The sequence below is a fragment of the Lichenicola cladoniae genome (assembly GCF_013201075.1).
GTDB classification, from domain to species: domain Bacteria; phylum Pseudomonadota; class Alphaproteobacteria; order Acetobacterales; family Acetobacteraceae; genus Lichenicola; species Lichenicola cladoniae.
The window spans coordinates 311,925-329,956 of record NZ_CP053709.1; the positions used below are offsets into that span (position 1 = coordinate 311,925).

The following is an 18,032-nucleotide window of genomic DNA, read 5'->3' on the forward strand; positions in this document are numbered from 1 at the left end:
CATGCCCGGCGGTCAAGGCAATCGGTCTGCATGGCCCTCCAACGATGACTTCACCTTTCTTAGCCTCGCGGTGGTGGTAATCGGTCTCGGCTTCTTCGGTTGGCTTGGTTGGACGAACTACCATACCGAAGTCTCGGGCGTGGTGGCCCACGTCGCGCGCTGGCAGATTCGCCTTGTCAGCATATTCACGCCGGCCCTGAATGGATTGGACCAGACTGTCGGGAACGCCAACCTCGATGCCGTGACGGTCCCCGAAATCCTCGGCGTGCTGAACCAGATCGGCCTCTACCTGCGGATCCCCGTCATCGTCTTCATCCTGGTCCTTGCCGGGCTTTGCTTCACCCGGGCGGCCCCGTCCAAGTTCACCCGCGCCCTCGATCTCAACGGCTTGATCGAGGAGCTAACCCCGACCTTCGGTTCGATCGCCGCCTTCGCCAAGCGCAATTTGCGGTTGGTGCCACTGCAGCCTGCTGCGCTGCGGCCAAGCGATCCGGCCCTGCATGCCGCGGAGTGGGTGCAGCGTTTCGCCCGCTCGACTGGAAAGCGCGGATCATCGGATGCCATTGCGCTCGACGAAGTGCGCGCCACGCAGGCTTTTACCGACCAGCTCGGACCGATGTGGCGCGGCGTCGAACAGGCGCCGGGCCATGTGCGGGTTCTTTATGCGGCGTTTGCCTTGCACCTCGAGCAGCGTCGGGAAGAGGCTCGCGATCTGCTGACGGCATTCTCGATCGCATTGCCACCCGGCGATCAGGCGGACACGACCGGACCGGCCCAATCCTATGCGGTGCCGCCCGAAGTGATCGGCGACGCCAATAAGGCTTTGCAGGCCAAGGAAATGCTGGTGCAGGCAGGGCGGATTGCCGCTGGACACGCCTACACCGCTCCGGTGCTCATGAGCCTGCTGACCGCGGCACGTCGGCGGTCCGGCGTTCTGGCGCCGGCTCAGTTCGCCTGCCTGAAGCTGGTCGATCGCAACCTCTGGTATGCGCTGCACTCCCTCGGCTTCGAGGGCGATGGCCCCGGCCAAACGACGCATCCGAACCCCAGGGTCGAGGCGGCGGGAGCGCGCGATCATTGGGCGGCGGAACGTACCGCCTGCCGTCCGCTGGTGATTCCATCGGTCGGCCGGGCGGTCAGCGCCGTTCGCGCCGCGATCGGCCAGGATGAGGTCAGCAGCAACCTCCCGGAGGCCGTATGACCCAGACACCGCTTCGCCTCGTGTTCGATGAAGCTCATTCCGCCCAGCCCCGGGCGATCGATATACCGTCCAGCACCACCACGCTGCACATCCACCTGCATCTCGGCAGCGAGGTGTCGCATCAAGGTCCCGTGCCGGTCGCAGATCGGCAACCAAGCCAAGCAAGCGGGCGATCGGGGAGGAGGCTTACGAGACCCCTCCTTCTCGGCCTGGCCGGCGTGGCGATCGTGATCGGTGCCTACGACTTTGGCGCCCGGACCGGCGAGGGACATGCCCGGGACATGTTGGCGAGGATCCAAGCTGGACCAAGCAGGCTGGCCTCGGAAGCGGCGCAATCGCCGCAAGCCCGTATGGCAGCGCCAGTCTCGAACGAGCTTCCCCCCAGCATTCGCCAGCAACTCGCCCAACCGCCGACGGTCATCGCGCCGCCTGGCATGGCTAATCCAGCCGGATCACCAGACCCGTTTGGCTTGCAGCATTGATTAAGAGAACACGAGAAAAGCATGAAAATAACCAGACCGTTCAGGATCAAGTCCGCCCTTACGGCCGCTAGCCTCGCCGTGGTGGTGACACTGGCCTCGCATCCGGCGCCGGCCCGTGCCGAGGCTCGTGATGTTCCGAAACCTGTTTCGCCATTTACGTCGAGAGTTGCCGAACCAAGTGACGTTCGCACCTCAATCACCGCGGTACGAGCGGCCTGCAGCGCCTGGCCAAGAGTAGTCAATGCCCCGCTAGCCGTCCCCCAAACGGGCGGCCCGGACATGGCTGCCATAAGCGATGGTAATCTCTGCGACTTCATCGACAATCCCGAAAGCGTTACATGGTCGGTGGGTATGTTTGCCGCCATTCTGACAACGATTGGGTTTGTTGTTGCAGCTGCGGTAATCGGTTTGCTGCGTATGATCCTTATTGCAGCGTGGTCTTGGCGGCCGCGCCGCAACATCGTCCCGTGGGCCTGATATGATCCGCCGTGAAATCACAGGCCCGCAGGCGCAATACGAGCGCGCCGGCGGCGAAGCCTTCCGAGACGTCAGGCCAACCACGGTCCGGCTCTCCGATGCACTGCGTAGCTCGGCGTCGGGACTCGTTCTGTGCGGAATGGCTGGCGCGACCTGGTTCTATCCGGCAGCACTGAACCTGACTCTGCCGATTTCTACACTGTATTCGGCCTGGGTGCTGACCCGGCGCGTCATGCTGCCGCTGCGCCTGCCGCGCAGCGCGAAAAGACGAGACTATAATTATCCCGACCCGGCGACGCGGAAGCCGCAAATGGCGGACGGCCGCTTCTTTGTCGGCACGGATGCCGTCACCGGGCAGGAACTATGGCTGACCAATGCCGACATGCGACAGCATGCCGCTATTCCCGGCACCACGGGTGCTGGTAAGACCACCTCGATACTCAGCATGCTGGCAAACGCCCTGGCCCAAGGCAGCGGCTTCGTGTTGGTCGACGGCAAGGCGGACAACACGCTCTATGGGCAAGTCCTGGCCTTGGCCCGGCGCTTCGGCCGCGAGGACGACGTGCTGGCCCTGAACTTCCTGGTCGCCTCCGGGATCAAGGAATCGAACACCTTTAATCCATTCGCAACCGGCAATGCCGATGCTATCCGCGAGATGCTGGCAAGCCAGCTCGGTGAACAGCGTCCCGATGACTCGAACGGTCTGTTCCGTGGCCGCGCCGTTGGCCTGATCGGCACCCTGGCGCCGGTTCTCGTCTGGATGCGCGACAACAAGGGCGTTACAATCAACATCGAGAAGATCCGCTTCTCGCTGGAGATGCCCTGGATCTACACGCTGGCCAAAAACCGGATTTTCCTGGTACGCGATCCGAGGACCGGCACGGTGAGCGAGATCCCTGTGCCGGACATGCCGATCGACATCGTGTATCCGTTGCTGGCCTATCTGGGTGACTTGCCAGGTTACGACATCAGCGTTCCCTACAATGAGCAACGCAGCGACAAGCCGTCCGAGCAGCATGGCTACGCGGTTCTATACTTCCTCAGCACCTTTGCGCAGATGTCGATCAGCCTCGGCCACATCTTCAAGGTTGAGAGTGGCGATGTGGAGATGCGCGACGTCGTGCTCAATCGTCGCATCCTCGTGGTCAACCTGCCGGCTCTGGAGAACTCGGACGATACCCTGGCAGCCTTGGGCAAGATTGTCGTGGCCGGATTGCGCGGGATGCTGGCGCAGTTGCTGGGCGCCCGGCTGGAAGGCAAGGCGGATGAGATATTCGCCCTGAAGCCGACCGCCGGCGATAGTCCGTTCTACATCGTGTTCGACGAGGTGGCGTATTACGCCACGAGCGGCATGGATCGCATGCTGGCGATGGGACGGGGCTTGAACGTGGTGTTCTGGCTCGCCTTTCAGGAGGTGTCCGGCATTTGGGCGCGGTTGGGCGAGAAGACGCAAAGCCTGCTCGGCAATGCCAACCTGACCATCGCCATGCGCCAGCAGGACGCGGAGCGTACCCGCGACTGGCTGCAGAAGACGGCTGGCGAGGTCTCCGTCACCCAGGCGACCAGCTACCAGGGCGGCAGCGTCGGGCAATATCGTGAGGCCCAGCACGCCGAGGTTAAGCAGGTCTCCCGCATCGACTGGCGTGACCTGCAGAGCCTGCTCGAGGGCGAGGCGATCGTCATGTTCGGCGGCCGGCGCATCTACGCCAAGGTGTTCTACGCCAAATTGGACACGTCGGGACCGACCCGGCTCAACCGCCCCATCATGCTGGCGGCACCAAAGCCCGACGACATCAGCGCCGACGTCGGCACCACACGGACGATCATCGACACCTTAACGTCTGGCTCGACCGCAGTGACAGACGGGGTGGAGGAAACGCCGATACTAGCTGCGATGCTGGATGCCCTTGCGCTGGGAATGAATGCGCGCCGTCCGATGTCGCAATGCGCCGGTGCCGCGATCCTCGCCGCGGCCGAGGCGCACATCACCCTGCTTCGGTCGGGCCACGCCAACCCCGAGGGCGGTGCAGCGGCCGAGCCGCCTGTGACCGACCTGTTGCCAATGCTCGAGGCGGCCGGGAGCACGCCCCGTCGCGAAGCCGTCGATCCAGGCATGCCCGCCAATCCGATCAGCGCCGACGCCATGCGAATCTTGATGGCGATCGAGCTGCACGCGTCCGGCAGTCCCCAGCACGCCCGTCGGGCAGCCTTGGCGGCTCTGGCCGAGCGGGATCGGGCCAGGGATGGCCATGCGGCTCCTGTCCGGCCGAAGGCCATGGCGCCGCACGAGTTGGTGGCGCTGATCGATCAATTCACCGACCGCCTGGCGGCTTGACGCCCTGCTGCCTGGATCACTGCAGATGAGCATGGAAGATCGCGACTGGTATCGGGAAGACTTCCAGCAGCGCCGCGCTCAGGCTGAGAGTCAGGCCAGGCCCGGTTGGAATAAGGCCGAAGGACGGGCTAACGGGGAGCGGGAGCCGATTCCGCTCAATCTGACACCGCTGCCAATGGCCCTGCCGCTCAAGCCGCTCGGCTTGGTTTTGGTGTTCGGGGTTTTGGCGTTGACCGTCATACGAAGCGAGCACGGCCAGATAGCATGGCCGACGGTTCATCGGGCGTCGAGGCCGCCACCCCAAGAGGAGGGCATCGTGCCCGTCGCCTTTCCGGAGAACGGCTCGACAACTCTGACCACCCCCCGTTTAGCGGCTGCGTCAGCGCCACTCACGCTGCAGACTTCAGCTGTGGATGCAGATGTCCGGTACGTTGCGACGGCGCGAGATTGGATCACGAACCGCCTCATTGCGACAATCTACCTCGAAGCAAACTCGGTCACGACCGTACCGCTTCCCGCAGGTGATTACCGGTTGATCGTCGCGTCCGGTCACGTTTGGGCCGGTGACGCGGTGCTCTTCGGGCAAACGACACAGGTGATGAGCGCCACTAAGCCGGTCAGGCTGGTCAGTTACTTGGATCATTCGGTGGGGCAGGTGATCTACCTGATGGCGACTGCGAACCCAAACTATCCAACGGAACCAGTCAGTAGCCGGGGATTTTTTGCGCGTTAATGTCGCGGGCCTGTACAATCCCGCATCGCATAAGGGTGGCGCAACTGATGGACTTGGATGGCAAAGTGGCTGTGGATAATTTACCTGAGACGCAGCGCCGTGGTGCCAGCGAGGGCAAAGGTTGGTCGACACCGGAAGAGCAACGGCTGCACGAGGCGTTTACCGGGTTGGAGGATCTGGTCGATCTTTCGGTTCGGCATGCTCGGACCCGGGGTGCCATTCGGTCGCGCCTGATCCTGCTGGGACTGCTTGATGCAGAGGGACAGGTCGTCCTGCCCAAACCGCCCTTCAGGCCCTCCAAGGCCAGCTTGACCAGGGCTGTAATACACGCCGAACGATCGAGCGCGGCTTCCCAGCCGATCACTCCGGCCACGCAGTTACTGCAGCTTTTCATGCAGCTCCCGCCTGAGCGGCAGGAAGTTGCCTTACAGGTTGTCCGTGGACTTGTAGCACTCGGTTAGTGGAAGAAACCTGTGTTTGATACCTGTCCGGTAGGGCGGATAATGGTGGAAAGCAGACTCTCGGCAGCGGCGCCGACAGCGTGCCCAGACGAACTATGTCGGCGGCAACTCGAGGCCGTTCGGCAGCGAGATCCAGATGACAGTCTGAGCTTCTGGGGAATGGCGTGACAGATGGCCCTTGCCGTGTGTGTCCTCCACTAACACGAAGGTGCCCGCCGGAACGTGGCGTACTTCTCCGTCGCTCGTCTCGTATTCAACCGAACCATCCAGTCTGATCGTAAAATTCGGGTCTGGAACCGTATGCCAAGAGACCTCACGCATGCCCGCCGGGATGTGGGTGAGACGGACGCGGGACGCCGGGTAGCTGGTCGTAACGTCAAACGGCACGGCATCGGGGTGCACCGACATCTTCGTCGTTGGCAGTTCAATTTCGTCGAAATGAGACTCGCCATCCGAGGTGGCATAGATGCGCAGACACTTCATTGAGTTTGAGTCCTTCTGGCCCGCATGCCTACCATGGAAGAAGTCGGGTAACACCACGGGTCTGGTGCGAGTGTCGTGTGTGTCGAAAGCGGTGAAGCCGGCGCACCGAGCGTCAGACAGTAGTCACTAATTCGCGGTCTCACGTCCCAGGCGAGGGCGATTGGCGGGCGACAGCTTTCTCGATTTCACGACGTGCGAGCTCTGTATCAACGCGTATACCCCGCAGATGCATCTCCCGGTCAGACATGGGCCCGGTCAAGCTGTTCTCTGAAGCGACGATCGCGCGATCCAAAGAAGCGATGAGGCTTGGGATGCTGCTCCGCACGGCTTCGGCCTGCAGCCTATCCCGCACCTCACGGCCAAGGTTGCGGCCTTCGAGATCCATAGTTTCCAGCTTGTGGCCGCTCTGCATGAAGGCGCGGACGGCCAGGTCGCGATCCTCACGCACGCCCTCGAGGAGGTCCATGCCAAGTGCCTTGTAGGGTTTGGCGGCCATATCTTCGGCAACCTTGGACCACATATCCTCGGCTTTGACCGGGGCCAGATCGCCAAGAGCCCGTTTACTGCGGACCGCATCAAACGTGGCTTCATCCGAAATCATGGTCCACGTCGTGCCACGGGCGCGGCTTTCCGCCACGTAAGCGGTAAAGCCGGTCATGCCAGCCGTGCCCCGCGGCAGAGCGTTGATGTGCTCATCGGAGGTGATGCCCTGCGCTGCGTCGACAGTCATGGCGTGCCCGAACCCGACCAGCAGCCTTCCGGTCTTCTTGTCTTCCAGCCGGTGCCATTCCACCTCGCCGGTGCGCCCATCCTTGTCACGGAGGATCAGGCCTTTGGCCATCTGGCCGACCACTTCCACGATGTCGCCGTTGTTGCCGATCGAGCCGCCCTTGCCGTCGATCTTGGCCCAGGTGCGCCGGAACAGGCGCAGCTTGTCCCCCGTGGCGATCGGCAACTGATACTGGTCGCCACGCTGGTCCACGGCGTCATGAACCCGCTCGTCGTCGCGCAGCTCTCCGCGGACTTTCATGCGGTCGCGAATGGCCCGGCTCAAGTCAGCCGTGTCGGCGTTGGTCAGAGCGGACACGGTAATGCCACGCTTGGCCCCGGCCAGCTTGAGGGCGTCGCGGCGCTCCATGTAGAAGTCCGCAATTCGGCCGATCACCTGATCCTGGTCACCGCCAACGAAACGGGCGGTGCCGTCCTGCCGTTTCAGGGCGAGGGCCTTCTGCACCTCCTGCAGGTGGTGGTTCTGGCGATCGACCGCCTCTGCGTCAGCGTTGGCGTTGGCGACCCGTGGACCGTTGATCTTCCGGCCGCGCTGCCTGCTAGGAAGGTTGGCCACTGAATCCGGATCGGGCTCGGTGCCGCGAAACAAGCCGGCGATGGTGCGGAGGTGGCGGGTCTCCGCCGCATTGCGCCCGGTCTGCCGCACGGTGCTGAGCAATTCCGCCATCGCCTCCTTGGGTAGCACCCGGCGCATGATCTCGATGGCGTCCCCAGCCTCGACCGACTGCGCCTGTTCGCGGTCGCCCAGGGCCTTGATGGTGAGGCCGGTCTGCCGCTGCAGCTGCAGCAAGGACAGCATCGCCCGGGGGGCCACCTGGCTGATCTCGTCGATGACCAGGACGGTGTTGCGACTGGCCTGGAACTCTCCGCTTTCGATGGCGCGCAGCAGCGGCTCCATGGCGAGGGTTCGATCGACGCCGGCGTCCTTCAGCGCGTCGGCTTGCTTCCAGCCGGTGGCAAGCCCGATCACCTCCCGGCCGCCCGCATCCATGCGGGTGTCCGCCTTCCAGGCGGCGACCAGGGGCTTCAGCAAGGTGGTTTTGCCGGCGCCTGCCACGCCGGTCAGCAGGGACAATGCCCCGCCTTGGCCAAGGGCGTAGATCGCCGCCTGCTGAGCGGCCCCGTGGTCGGGTTCGGAGGTAAAGTCGAGGCCGGAGGCAGCGATCGCGGCGCGGATGGCGGCGTGGGGCAAGGCACCAGACTTGTCCATTGCCGCCCGGCTGGCTTCAGCGGACAAGCTCTGCTCGATCCGAAGCTGGGCGGTGTTGGTCACGCGCACCTTGTCGGCGGACATGCCGACGACAAGAGCGACGTGCTCGCCCTTCAGCTTTAGCCCACGCTCCTCGATCAAGGCCACGACGCGATCGATGTCATAAACGCCGCCGCCAATGCCGGCGCCGATCAAGCCACGCGCTGCATAGGTTCGCAGCTTGTCGTGGTCGATCACGGCCGCCGTATGAAATTCCTGGGCAAGATGCCGGGCGGCGAACCGGTAGGCTTGGTCCAACCGATCGGTATCCGAGAGAGCCTCATGCCGGGTCTCGCCCAAGACCGTTTTGTGATTCCAGCCAATGGCGGCGGCCTGCTCGCGCCAGATTTCATGGTCGTTCTTATCGCCATGCTTTTTCAGGCGTGCGGCAAGTCCAGCCGTGGACAGGATCTTGAACTTGCCCTCGGCCGACATCTGATCCCAATCGAGACCCTGTGTTGCGGCATAGGCTTTGGCGGAGCCCAGCACCTGCCGCCTGCCCTTGCTGAAGGTGTCCACGGCAAGCTCAGGAATCGCTTCCAGCACAACTGCCTGCTGGTTTTTGTCGTAACCAATGCGCGCTCCGAGCAACCGCAACTCGTCCGCCAACCGTGCCTGGAAGAAGGCACCGAATTCGTGAACACGGTTCGAACTTAGTGCTTTTGTATCGAGTGATCCAACACGGCCCTCAGCAGTCACAACGGCATTAAAAAGGGCATGATGGATGTGGTCGTGGGGGTCACCCCCAACGGGCGAGTGCCCAATGTAAGTCGCACCGAGCGGGCCGTCCTGAACAGGGAGAGTAGGCCGGGCCGTGTGATGGCGAAAGCTGACCCATGCCACAGCTCCAGGCTCTGCTCCTTCCTCGCCGCCTTTGCCTTTGCGGGCCCAGCCCAGCTCACGCGCGACGTAGCGCATGGTAGCGTCGCTGGCGCGGTCGACGGCGTGCCGGATCATCGCGCTTTCCGCCGCCGTCTCAGCAAATTCGGCGGCTAGAGTGACCGACTTATGTGGCGCCAACGTCAGATCAAAAGCACTGATCTTCCGCTTATGTTCAGACCACGCCCGCCCTGTGTCGCCCCGTTTAGCCTCGAACAGACGATCGAGTTCCTCGTCCTTCGGTATGAGGTGAGGGTTGATACCAAGGGCCTTGGCAACTTCGGGCGCCATGTCAGATCGCCAAGCAGCCCGGCTATCCCGCCCAGTGTAATACGAGGTCAGGCGTCCGCCGCTGTCGGCTTCCTGGCCAAGGTCGGTACTGAAGTCATGGGTGGGCTGCGGCGAATTCTCGGTGAAGTAGGCGCGGATCAGCTTGCCGGCAGAGTCAGCGGCAAGCTTGCGGAAGGTCATCATGACGCGGTGCGTCCGCCCGGAGTGTGACCGTTTGAGCCATTCCCGTTCGCGCCGGGTGCCTCCTTCATGGCGCGAACGACGTCGTCCGGCAGGCTCATTGCCATGCTCTCGGTTCGGCGGTCGATACGACGAAGGAGGGCCGCATTATCTCCAACCCGCGTCACCAACTCGGCCAGCAGCTCCTGCATGGTGGGGCCTTCGCTGACCGCCGGGGTGAGCTTCTCGATGATAACACCCAGCCGCTCGGCGATCAGCCGCAGCACCTGGGCCTGGGTGTTGAGGGTCTCGATGATCTCCGTCTGGCCGGCTTGCAGGTCGGTTTGACCGGCCGCCAGTTGGGCCAATATCTCGCTGGAAGTCGTCGCCATGATGCTCTCCGTTCATCGGTCGAGCATTGCAGGGGCCGGAGCGAACCGAGCCGGTCTTTGTTTGCGACCCTCGAAAAGAGGGTGCGCGTCGCACGGCAGGTGCATTGGTGTATGGAAACCTCTTTTTGGTCGTGCAGTCCTCGTGCTTTGGTCGTGCAGTCCTCGTGCTTTGGTCGTGCTTTGGTCGTGCAGTCCTCGTGCAGTGGTCGTGCTAACGGCTCCGCCGAAAAAGTGCGCTTTAGCGAAAAAACCGGGTGTCCGTTCGCTCCGCCCTCGGCGACCCTTGCGGGCATGAGAACGAGCAAACGCGAGCTGAGAGCTATGCAACAGGAGGTCCAGCAAGGGCCTTACCGTTCGACTCTGTTCTGTTGGATGGTCGAGCATCACGCGGAGCTACTTGCACAAGGTAATGGCGGCCGGATGCCTTGGCTCAAGCTCTGCGAGCGCTTTGTAAAGCGGGGCCTGACGGACGGTGTGGGAAAGGTTCCTACGCCACTCCGCGCGAGCCGAACCTGGCGCGAGGCCTGTATCGAAGTGCAGGCGCGCTCGGACCGCAAAGCTGCGGCCACGGCTGCTCGCGAATCATCCTCTCACCGTCGACGCCCGCCGGATTGGCAGCCGCCACTGGCTCAACTGTCACATGGGGAGACGGCTCGCCGGGCGACACAGCCACCACCACGATCACGACCAAAAGCGACAGCAGCGCCTACGGCTGAAACGCAACAAGGCTCCGCACACGTGGAAGCTCAACTGGCGGCGCTTGACCGGCAGTTTGCCTACATCGACCGCCACATCGTTCAACAACCAGACGAGGAATAGAAGATGTCGAAAACTGCGAAGACCACGCCTTCGGCAGCCGAACACCGGCCGGTCCTGTTCATCACGGTCGGGCGTCAGAGGGTTGGTAAAACAACCTTTATGAATGTGCTGATCCAGGCGCTGCGTCAGCAGGGTGCCAACATTACGATCTGGAACGCCGATCAGTTGAACACCACCCACAATCTGGCGGTGTTCCATGCCGACGCGCTACAGCCGAGATCCTCAGATTTTGAAGACGGTAAGGCGTGGCTGGAGGAGCAAATCGAGGATCAGATGGAGGGACAGTATGATGTCATGCTCGATGTTGGTGGAGGTGAGACGCCACTAAGCCGTCTCGTTCGCGAGGTCCCAATCGTGAAGAGTGCGGCGCGCCAAGGCATTCGGGTGGTTCTGGCGCATGTCATCGGGCCAGACCAAGCCGACGTGGACTATCTCAAGCACTACATGAAGAACGACTTGTTTGCACCTGAAGCGACGCTGATCGTGTTGAACGGCGGACTTGTCCTGTCAGGCCGCTCGATTGCCGGGGCATTCGCGGAAGTGAGAGAACACACGGTCATCAAGGAAGCGATTGCTCGGAGAGCCCGATTGGCCGTCATGCCGGCATTGAGCTGCATGGCCAAAGTGACCGATCGTGGACTGACGTTCGACGAAGCGGCTGAAGGCGTATCAAAAGGAAAGCTCGGCAGGATGTCCTTCCTTGACCAGGAGCGTGTGGCAATCTGGTGGGAGCGAGCCATTCCTGAGTTCATTTCCACGATCCCTGCCGAGTGGCTACCAGCGACAGCGACGAGCCTCAACAGCGAAGAGGCACCGCTGGATGGCATGGAGACGGTCCGTGCCGGATAGTGCTGTCGGACATCCGGGTAGCGATCGAGAGGTCGCGAAGCGAACCGGCGCTGAGCTACAGCAGGCGATTGCCAACATGCGAGGCGAGTTTACCGCCCGGACGCAGGCCGTGGAGGCGGCTGCAAAAGAATGGGGCATTCGTCCGGATTATCCAGAAGGCGTTTTCGTCTCGGCGATGATCCGAACGCAGTCGGGTTTTTCCGAGTTGGCCTTATCTCTCGCGGACGCGCTCCAGACCGTGGTGTCGGATGCACGGGCGGCGGCGGCTGACGAATTGGGACGGCAGCGGGTTCTAACCCAGCAGACCCGGGTGGCGCTGGAGAATGCAAATGGCGCGATCATCAATATGGAGGCTGGGGCGCGCGTTGTTATCGGCAAGCTCGACCAGGAAAAGGCGCAGGTAACGGCGAGGCTGATCGAGGAAATTGTCCCGGAGATGATCCGGGGGGTGAAGGAGGCGCTGGTCATCAAGGAGCGCCGGCGCGACAAAAACATGGAGTTGACCCGCGCCCTTGGTGCAGCCGGCCTTGCTCTAGCGCTGGTGATTTCCGGCTATGTGTGGGGCACCTGGTCGGACTGGGGTTTGTCGAGCCGGATCGAGAGTGTCGGTGCGGCGATCCAGCGCTGCCAGAGTTCGTCGAGGTGGGCCGACGACAAAGGGCATCGGCTCTGCGAAATGAGCGATTTCGTGCAAAATTGAGGGTGTCGGTTCGCTCCGGAGACCTGAACGATCAGGGTTCACAAAACTGGAGGGTGAACCGTGGATGTATATCTTCGTAGACCGGAGGGTCGGCTTTCCCAGCCCTCCCGATTTGGTTGGCTCCTAAGCGCATCGGCGGTTGCTATGGGGCTCTGGGCAACCGCCGCGCTGGCTGACGTTACACCGCAGACGATGAATGGTGTGCCGCAGCAAATTGTACCGGAAGTCGCCGAAGTGGGACTACCCGCCTTCACAATGCCGACCGGGACCGTATCTTTATACGGGGGAGGCAGTGGAACCGGGGGATCGAGTGGAGGCACGGGCACGTCGACGGACAGTAGCGCCCTCGATACCATGCTTGGCACGTCATGGGGCGCATCAGCGCAGCAGAGTGCCCAGGCGCTCGGGGTCAATGGCTCAGCACTGGCGGCGACGTGCGTGATGGAGAGTGGCTGCCAGAATCTCCCCGGCACCGGCACGATCACCGGAGCCTTCCAGATGACGGCCGCGACTTACACGGCCAGTCTTGCGGCTGCTCTCGCTGAAGACCCAAACTTGGCGGCTAATATCGTACCCGGGCTTGCGGGACAGAATGACCCGGCGACGCAGGCTATCGCAGCAGCAGCCTATCTTAAGCAAGGTGCTCAATATTTGCAGGCGCAAGGAGACGCAAACCCCACGGTGTTAGATGTCCGAGGTTACTACAATTTCGGTCCACAAGGCGGGGCACAGTTGGCACAGGCGCAACCGACGGCGTTGATGTCCGACACTTTGACAGGGTACTCTGCGGCAACTTTAGCGAAGAACGGAATTACAGCCGGTGAGACAGTCGGCCAATGGCAAAGCTCAGTTGCCGCAAAGATCGGCAACGCCGCCACTGCATCGGTGTTAACCACCTAACGGAACGGAGATACGAATGTCCAAGTCTTCGGGGCTGGTTCTAGCCCTTATTCTTATGTGCGGTGTGAACCAAGCCCATGCAGAACCAGTTCATACGCTTAACACACTGTCAGGCTATCAGTGCATGGTCTTGGCTAAGCAATGGAATGGAGAAGGCCCGATGCCGCCACCAGTCCTTGTATACGCCGGGCCTCAAGCAAATGCAGCACAAGTCGGTGTGGCTGGTGGCTCAATTATCGTGCCTGATCCTGTGCATCCAACTGACGGCCGGACGCAAATGATTTTCGCTAACGGCCGAACTGTGTGGATTGCAATCGATGCGATCGCGCCCTGGCACGCCGCAAGTAATCCAAATGCGAGATGTTTGCCAGTTCTGCTATCTAACGGCCGCTATGGGTTTGAGACAAAGCACTAGGCTTTCACTATAAGAGAAGCCGGGCGGTGGATACTCCCGCCCGGCTTGACTACACGCTATGTGGTGGCAACGAGGCCGATCTTGGTGTCTGCACCGCGCGTCACGATGCCACGCTCCTGAAGCTTCAGTAATGAATGTTGTAGCTTGGATCGGGACTGGCCGGTCTTTTGAAGCAAATCGTCTAACGTCCGGGGTTTTGTCAGGTGCCTTAGCACCATCTCCTGCGCCGGGCAGTTGCGCTGGATGTTGGCAGGATCGGGAGCGTTCTGGCAGCGGTCCCGTCGCACCCAAACTCCCCAGCTTACACGGACCGCAAGCCCTTTGGCCTCCATGGCGCGTAGATGACCTGTGGCGATCGAGGTCCTCCGGTCGATATGTTCAGCGACCTGCTTGACGGTGTGAGGCTTGGTCAGCAGGTCGAGGATGGCATCGCGAATGGGTTGTGGCCGACTGGTTGCGACCGGCGGTTCTCGGCGGGTTTTAGGGGACTGTCGATCTCGTGCTGGCAGATCGAATAGTAGGTTGCCTCCGTCCATAGGCGTCACTCCTGGTCACTCGTCGTATCGAGCAGGATCGCATCGATGGGATCAGGGTAGAAAAGGACGGCGCGAACGAGCGGTGTTTGCGGGAAAGATTCTGGGCGCGCAGTCACGAACTTTGTGCGGCACCGAAGCCGACGGAAAGCATGTCCTGGATCAGCACGCGAGGAGGCCGGATCCTTTCGGACCCGGCCGCTCCGTCAGAAGGGTAGTTCGTGCTCGGGGATCTCCACCCGGGGTGTGCGTGTGTAAGGAAGGGGGGTCTCGTAGTATTCTTCGGCGAACTCTTCGTAGGACATCCATCCGGCCGTGGACGTGATCGCCAGGGTGTCGTGCGTGAGGGTCTGATCCATCGTCTTGCGTCCTGCTCTATCTGCAGCCCGATTGCTGCTGAGCGGCGGCAATGCCGGGGGTCGGACTGGGTCAACGGCGCGCCTCTTGGCGCGGGACCGGAGCCGCGCGCAGCCACGCGCAGGCGCTCTTTGCGCTGAGCATGGCGAGCACGGCGAGGACCCACCCGTTGACGCGGGCCGAGCCTCCCCCGGCATTAAACTAGAGGAGCAGCGGAGGCTTTTTCTCTCCGGCGAGCGGCCTAGGCTGGCCACCCGAACCATCGTGCCCTGGGAGCCTCAAGACTGCGCCGGGCTACGTGCGGGCCGGCTATTGTGCTCGCCGGAGATCGGTCAGCGCGGCGAGGCTTCCTGCCGCGCGACCATTAAAAATGAAACCAGTTTGCGCCGCGGCCCTGGGTTCGCCACGTGGACCGCCATCAAAACCTCGAGCCAACTGGCGACCTCCGGGTCGATGGCGCTGTCTCCCAAGAGCCAGCGGCGCACGGTGTTGCGATGTTCGCCGATGCGGCGGGCCAGCTCGCGTTCCGACCAGCCGAGGGTCAGCAAGCATAAGGACAGGCGATAAGCTGACATGAAGGTTGGCGGCGGTGGCATGTGTCCATTTTGGACACAGGGCCTGTCTTCGATCATCGCGCGGGCCAAGTGAGTATGCCGTGCCGCGGCGGGCGGGTCCAGTGTGCTGATCGGTTCCATGCAGGCAGGGTCACGCTTATTGGCGCGAACGGCGATAATGCTCTCGTAGTTCGCACCAAATAAATGGAGCCTCTCCCGCAACAGCAACTCTGTATGGGTGTGACGATGGGAGATGAAACAACTGCCCGCAGCCGCAAACGACGGACCACGTTTGTGGATGAGCGGGCGTGGAGTGCGTTCAGCGAGTTTAAGGCTGGCATCATCGGCCGCAAAGGTGAAAGTGCCGTAGTGCGCGAGGTGCGTGCGCTGGGTTTTCCGGCGCTGCACGACGCAATCCTGGCCGATCTATTCGGGCTGACGCAGATCGATCATCTGGTGAAGAGCTCGGACGCGATCATCGTCATCGAGACCAAGACCTTCGGCGGCCACATCACCGGTAGCCGGCATGGCAACGAGTGGGTGCAGCACCTCGTCGGCGGGGAAATCCGGCATCCGTTCCAGAACCCGGTGCATCAGAACCATCGGCATCGTCAGGCCGTCGAGGCGGCGGTGGCGGGATATGACGTGCCGATCATCGGTTATGTGGTGTCGGCTGGTTCGGCGACGTTCGCCGAGGATCTCATGGGGCTTGTGGTGCCGGTCGACCGGCTCGGCGAGATGTTTCGCGACAATCCGCCACGGCCTCATGATCCGCGCATGCTCGATCGCGCCTGGCAGCGCCTGGTCGATGCCGTGGCGGCGGGGGAGCCACGGCGCGAGGAGCATCAGGACTTGCTCCGAGTCCGCCGCAACATCGATTCACATTAGTTTAGAAGGATTTGCTGAAGTGTCGGCTTCATCAAAATCAGGTAAAGCGCAGCGGCATGGCTGCATCGGGAGTGAGAGTGTTACGCTGGAGACGACCTGGATGAGTGGAGCCTTGTCCACGGATTCTGCCGTGGCGGTCATGTGCTGGGATAACGGTGGCAATCATTTGCTGGGCTTGATGATCGTGCGCCGGTCCGATTCATATGCGAGCTTCGTGGATCTTCCCCCGGAGCTGGAACAGCGCCTGGCGAAGCTGGACCGGCAGTATGTAGAAGATAACGCTGAGCAATTGCTGGCCATCGCGCATGCGAAACTTCATGAATGCGAGTTCGACGAGGACCGGGTGATCTCGCCGGAGTTTCTGCTGCAGGGTCATAATCCGGCCGTAGCGGGAACGATGCGCCACATCCCGGCCGAACTGGTTGCGAGCATGGCACCCGGAATGGAGACGTGGCAGGCGGCAGGGTTCATCGTCGATGTTGGCGAGATCGACCTGGCACGCTTTGGGCGCAAACGGTTCGTTCACTAAAGAACAAATCCAGCAGTCGCACCGATACCCGGCTTCGCCGCCCGCCCTGACCTTGCTCAAACCGGCAGCCCCCCATGCTCATGGGGGGCGCAGACGGAAGGGGGGTCGTGGGGCAAGACACCGCTCTATCCGTTGAACACAACCCGTTGTGCCGGCTCTTGCTTGCTTCGATGGCCGACACGCGGATGGACGCCGCGGTGTGCGGCGCCCGTTGCAGTTCGCGGGTAGGGTGGAGGCGGGGCCGAAGCCCCGCCGGGTTTCAGCCCCCGAAGGCGCCCATTTGGGCGGTGGCGCTGGCGCGGCTGACGGTCGGGGCCTGGCTCGGAGCCTCGTAGGGCTTCCACTCGCTGCCGGTCAGGTGGGCGTAGGTGGAGACGGCACCCTCGGCGGCGGCCACCAGGGCGTGTGCCTGCAGGCCCATCTCGGCGGCGAAGATGCGGGCGCGTTCGGCCCGGCTCTCGAACCCGCTCACTCCGTCGCGGTCCTCGTCGCGATCCTCGTTGGCGAGCTTCATGGTGAGTTCGCGGGCCTGGGTGACCTTGTTGGAGTAGAACTGCCCGGCCCCGTGGGCGGAGCTGACGTAGGCGCCGACGATCCGCTGCAGGTGCATCTCGAGGGCCTTCTCGGAAAGTGGCAGGCTCTTGGCGGCGAGCGCTAGGTGCTCTTCGGTGGCCTCCCGGATGCCGGCGGTGTCGACGGGCTCGAGGCCGAAGGTGCGGGAGAGGTTGTCAGCCAGGCCGCTGTTGGGGCAGACGGCGATGGCGAGTTCCAGGGTGATGGACTGACGGACCTGAGCGGTGCGGGTGGCGGGCTTCGCGGCAGTCTGGGTGCGGGTCTTGTTGGCCATGATTCCGATCTCTCTTTTCGCCCGTGAGGTTCGCCTGCCCTGTGCTGGCTCTCCCCCTCGGGTGTGGTCGACCAGGACCGGGCAAGGCGCGACCGGAAACCCCTGAGGACGGCAGTGGTGCGGAAGTTGCGCTTGCAACTTCACGGTGCCGTCCGAACCGCAGGCGCTTTGCCGCTTGGCAAAGCGGGGGTTGAAGGGAGGGACGCCCGGTTCAGACCACGCACAACCCGAGCGGTGAGCCGGACCAGGGCTGACAGGCGGACCGTGGGTGAAAGCGATCGAGACGCATCATGGCCAGCAAGGCCCGCTTTGCCGCCAAAGCCTGCCGCCCGCACAAGACCGCTGCCTCCGCAGTCACCCGGTGGATCCGCCCCCACGACTGCCCGCGGCCCCGCGCAGCCTCGGAGCCCTCTCTCGGCCGTCCCGCCGACACAGGTATCCGGACTGGCCCGGGCTGGAGCACCTGGCGCTCGTCGCGCCGGATGACCGCTCGAAGGGCCCGGCGGCACCGCTTGATCGTTGGCCCGTTCCCGTGACGCAGGGGCTGGGCTGTCTGGGACGGGCACGCTGGCTGGGCACGTACGCTTGCTCGACGGCGTTCGCGGCGGGGACTCTAGCGGGAGAACGGGTGGTGCCAGGCAGCGGCGTTGCATGGTTGACGTGATGGGCCGGGCTGGATGACCGGCTGCCGCTGAGGGTGTTGGATCTGC

General features: G+C 62.8%; 17 protein-coding genes. 10 read left to right on the forward strand and 7 right to left on the reverse strand.

Annotated elements, in window-relative coordinates:
• Position 1: 1 nt before the first annotated feature.
• From HN018_RS23390 to HN018_RS23410, 5 genes are all read left to right on the forward strand, one after another.
• Positions 2-1,201: a secretion/conjugation apparatus DotM-related subunit gene (locus HN018_RS23390; RefSeq protein ID WP_171833892.1), complete on the forward strand. Its 1,200-nt coding sequence runs from the start codon at positions 2-4 to the stop codon at positions 1,199-1,201.
• A gap of 503 nt (positions 1,202-1,704) precedes the next feature.
• Complete coding sequence (locus tag HN018_RS23395; RefSeq protein ID WP_171833891.1) at positions 1,705-2,160, forward strand: hypothetical protein; 456 nt, start codon at positions 1,705-1,707, stop codon at positions 2,158-2,160.
• Position 2,161: 1 nt separating this feature from the next.
• Positions 2,162-4,495: a type IV secretory system conjugative DNA transfer family protein gene (locus tag HN018_RS23400; protein WP_171833890.1), complete on the forward strand. Its 2,334-nt coding sequence runs from the start codon at positions 2,162-2,164 to the stop codon at positions 4,493-4,495.
• 25 nt (positions 4,496-4,520) lie between these two features.
• A complete protein-coding gene (locus HN018_RS23405; protein WP_171833889.1) occupies positions 4,521-5,228 on the forward strand; it encodes a hypothetical protein in 708 nt (235 codons plus the stop codon).
• A 47-nt stretch (positions 5,229-5,275) separates the two neighbouring features.
• Entirely contained in the window at positions 5,276-5,689 is a 414-nt protein-coding gene (locus tag HN018_RS23410) for a hypothetical protein (protein WP_171833888.1), read from the forward strand.
• Between the two features lie 93 nt (positions 5,690-5,782).
• Here HN018_RS23410 and HN018_RS23415 read toward each other — a convergent pair whose 3' ends face one another.
• From HN018_RS23415 to HN018_RS23425, 3 genes are all read right to left on the reverse strand, one after another.
• The gene (locus HN018_RS23415; RefSeq protein ID WP_171833887.1) at positions 5,783-6,172 is read right to left on the reverse strand and encodes a cupin domain-containing protein; all 390 of its coding nucleotides are present in this window, start codon (positions 6,170-6,172) and stop codon (positions 5,783-5,785) included.
• Positions 6,173-6,311: 139 nt separating this feature from the next.
• Complete coding sequence (mobF, locus tag HN018_RS23420) at positions 6,312-9,563, reverse strand: MobF family relaxase (RefSeq protein ID WP_171833886.1); 3,252 nt, start codon at positions 9,561-9,563, stop codon at positions 6,312-6,314.
• Positions 9,560-9,931: a hypothetical protein gene (locus tag HN018_RS23425; protein WP_171833885.1), complete on the reverse strand. Its 372-nt coding sequence runs from the start codon at positions 9,929-9,931 to the stop codon at positions 9,560-9,562. Before HN018_RS23425 ends, mobF begins: the two co-directional genes overlap by 4 nt.
• Positions 9,932-10,753: 822 nt before the next feature.
• Here HN018_RS23425 and HN018_RS23430 point away from each other — a divergent pair.
• The 3 genes from HN018_RS23430 (at position 10,754) to HN018_RS23440 (ending at position 13,199) form a co-directional block, all read left to right on the forward strand.
• Entirely contained in the window at positions 10,754-11,599 is an 846-nt protein-coding gene (locus tag HN018_RS23430) for a P-loop NTPase family protein (RefSeq protein WP_171833884.1), read from the forward strand.
• A complete protein-coding gene (locus HN018_RS23435) occupies positions 11,589-12,299 on the forward strand; it encodes a hypothetical protein (RefSeq protein ID WP_171833883.1) in 711 nt (236 codons plus the stop codon). The genes HN018_RS23430 and HN018_RS23435 overlap by 11 nt, the downstream gene beginning before the upstream one ends.
• Positions 12,300-12,737: 438 nt before the next feature.
• Positions 12,738-13,199, forward strand: a complete 462-nt coding sequence (locus HN018_RS23440; RefSeq protein ID WP_171833882.1) for a hypothetical protein — start codon at positions 12,738-12,740, stop codon at positions 13,197-13,199.
• A 471-nt stretch (positions 13,200-13,670) separates the two neighbouring features.
• On the opposite strand, the gene HN018_RS23445 is transcribed toward HN018_RS23440, so the two are convergent.
• The 3 genes from HN018_RS23445 to HN018_RS23455 all read right to left on the reverse strand — a co-directional run bounded on the left by HN018_RS23445 (position 13,671) and on the right by HN018_RS23455 (position 15,466).
• Positions 13,671-14,150: a helix-turn-helix domain-containing protein gene (locus HN018_RS23445; protein ID WP_171833881.1), complete on the reverse strand. Its 480-nt coding sequence runs from the start codon at positions 14,148-14,150 to the stop codon at positions 13,671-13,673.
• 203 nt (positions 14,151-14,353) lie between these two features.
• Complete coding sequence (locus tag HN018_RS23450; RefSeq protein WP_171833880.1) at positions 14,354-14,506, reverse strand: hypothetical protein; 153 nt, start codon at positions 14,504-14,506, stop codon at positions 14,354-14,356.
• 330 nt (positions 14,507-14,836) lie between these two features.
• On the reverse strand, positions 14,837-15,466 hold the full coding sequence (locus tag HN018_RS23455; protein WP_171833879.1) for a helix-turn-helix domain-containing protein: 630 nt from the start codon (positions 15,464-15,466) through the stop codon (positions 14,837-14,839).
• Here HN018_RS23455 and HN018_RS23460 point away from each other — a divergent pair.
• Both HN018_RS23460 and HN018_RS23465 read left to right on the forward strand, forming a co-directional pair.
• Positions 15,428-15,946: a nuclease-related domain-containing protein gene (locus HN018_RS23460; RefSeq protein ID WP_171833878.1), complete on the forward strand. Its 519-nt coding sequence runs from the start codon at positions 15,428-15,430 to the stop codon at positions 15,944-15,946. The two genes, HN018_RS23455 and HN018_RS23460, sit on opposite strands and share 39 nt — an antisense overlap.
• A gap of 19 nt (positions 15,947-15,965) precedes the next feature.
• The gene (locus tag HN018_RS23465) at positions 15,966-16,475 is read left to right on the forward strand and encodes a hypothetical protein (RefSeq protein WP_171833877.1); all 510 of its coding nucleotides are present in this window, start codon (positions 15,966-15,968) and stop codon (positions 16,473-16,475) included.
• Positions 16,476-16,734: 259 nt separating this feature from the next.
• Here HN018_RS23465 and HN018_RS23470 read toward each other — a convergent pair whose 3' ends face one another.
• Complete coding sequence (locus HN018_RS23470; protein WP_171833876.1) at positions 16,735-17,322, reverse strand: hypothetical protein; 588 nt, start codon at positions 17,320-17,322, stop codon at positions 16,735-16,737.
• Positions 17,323-18,032 lie beyond the last annotated feature (710 nt).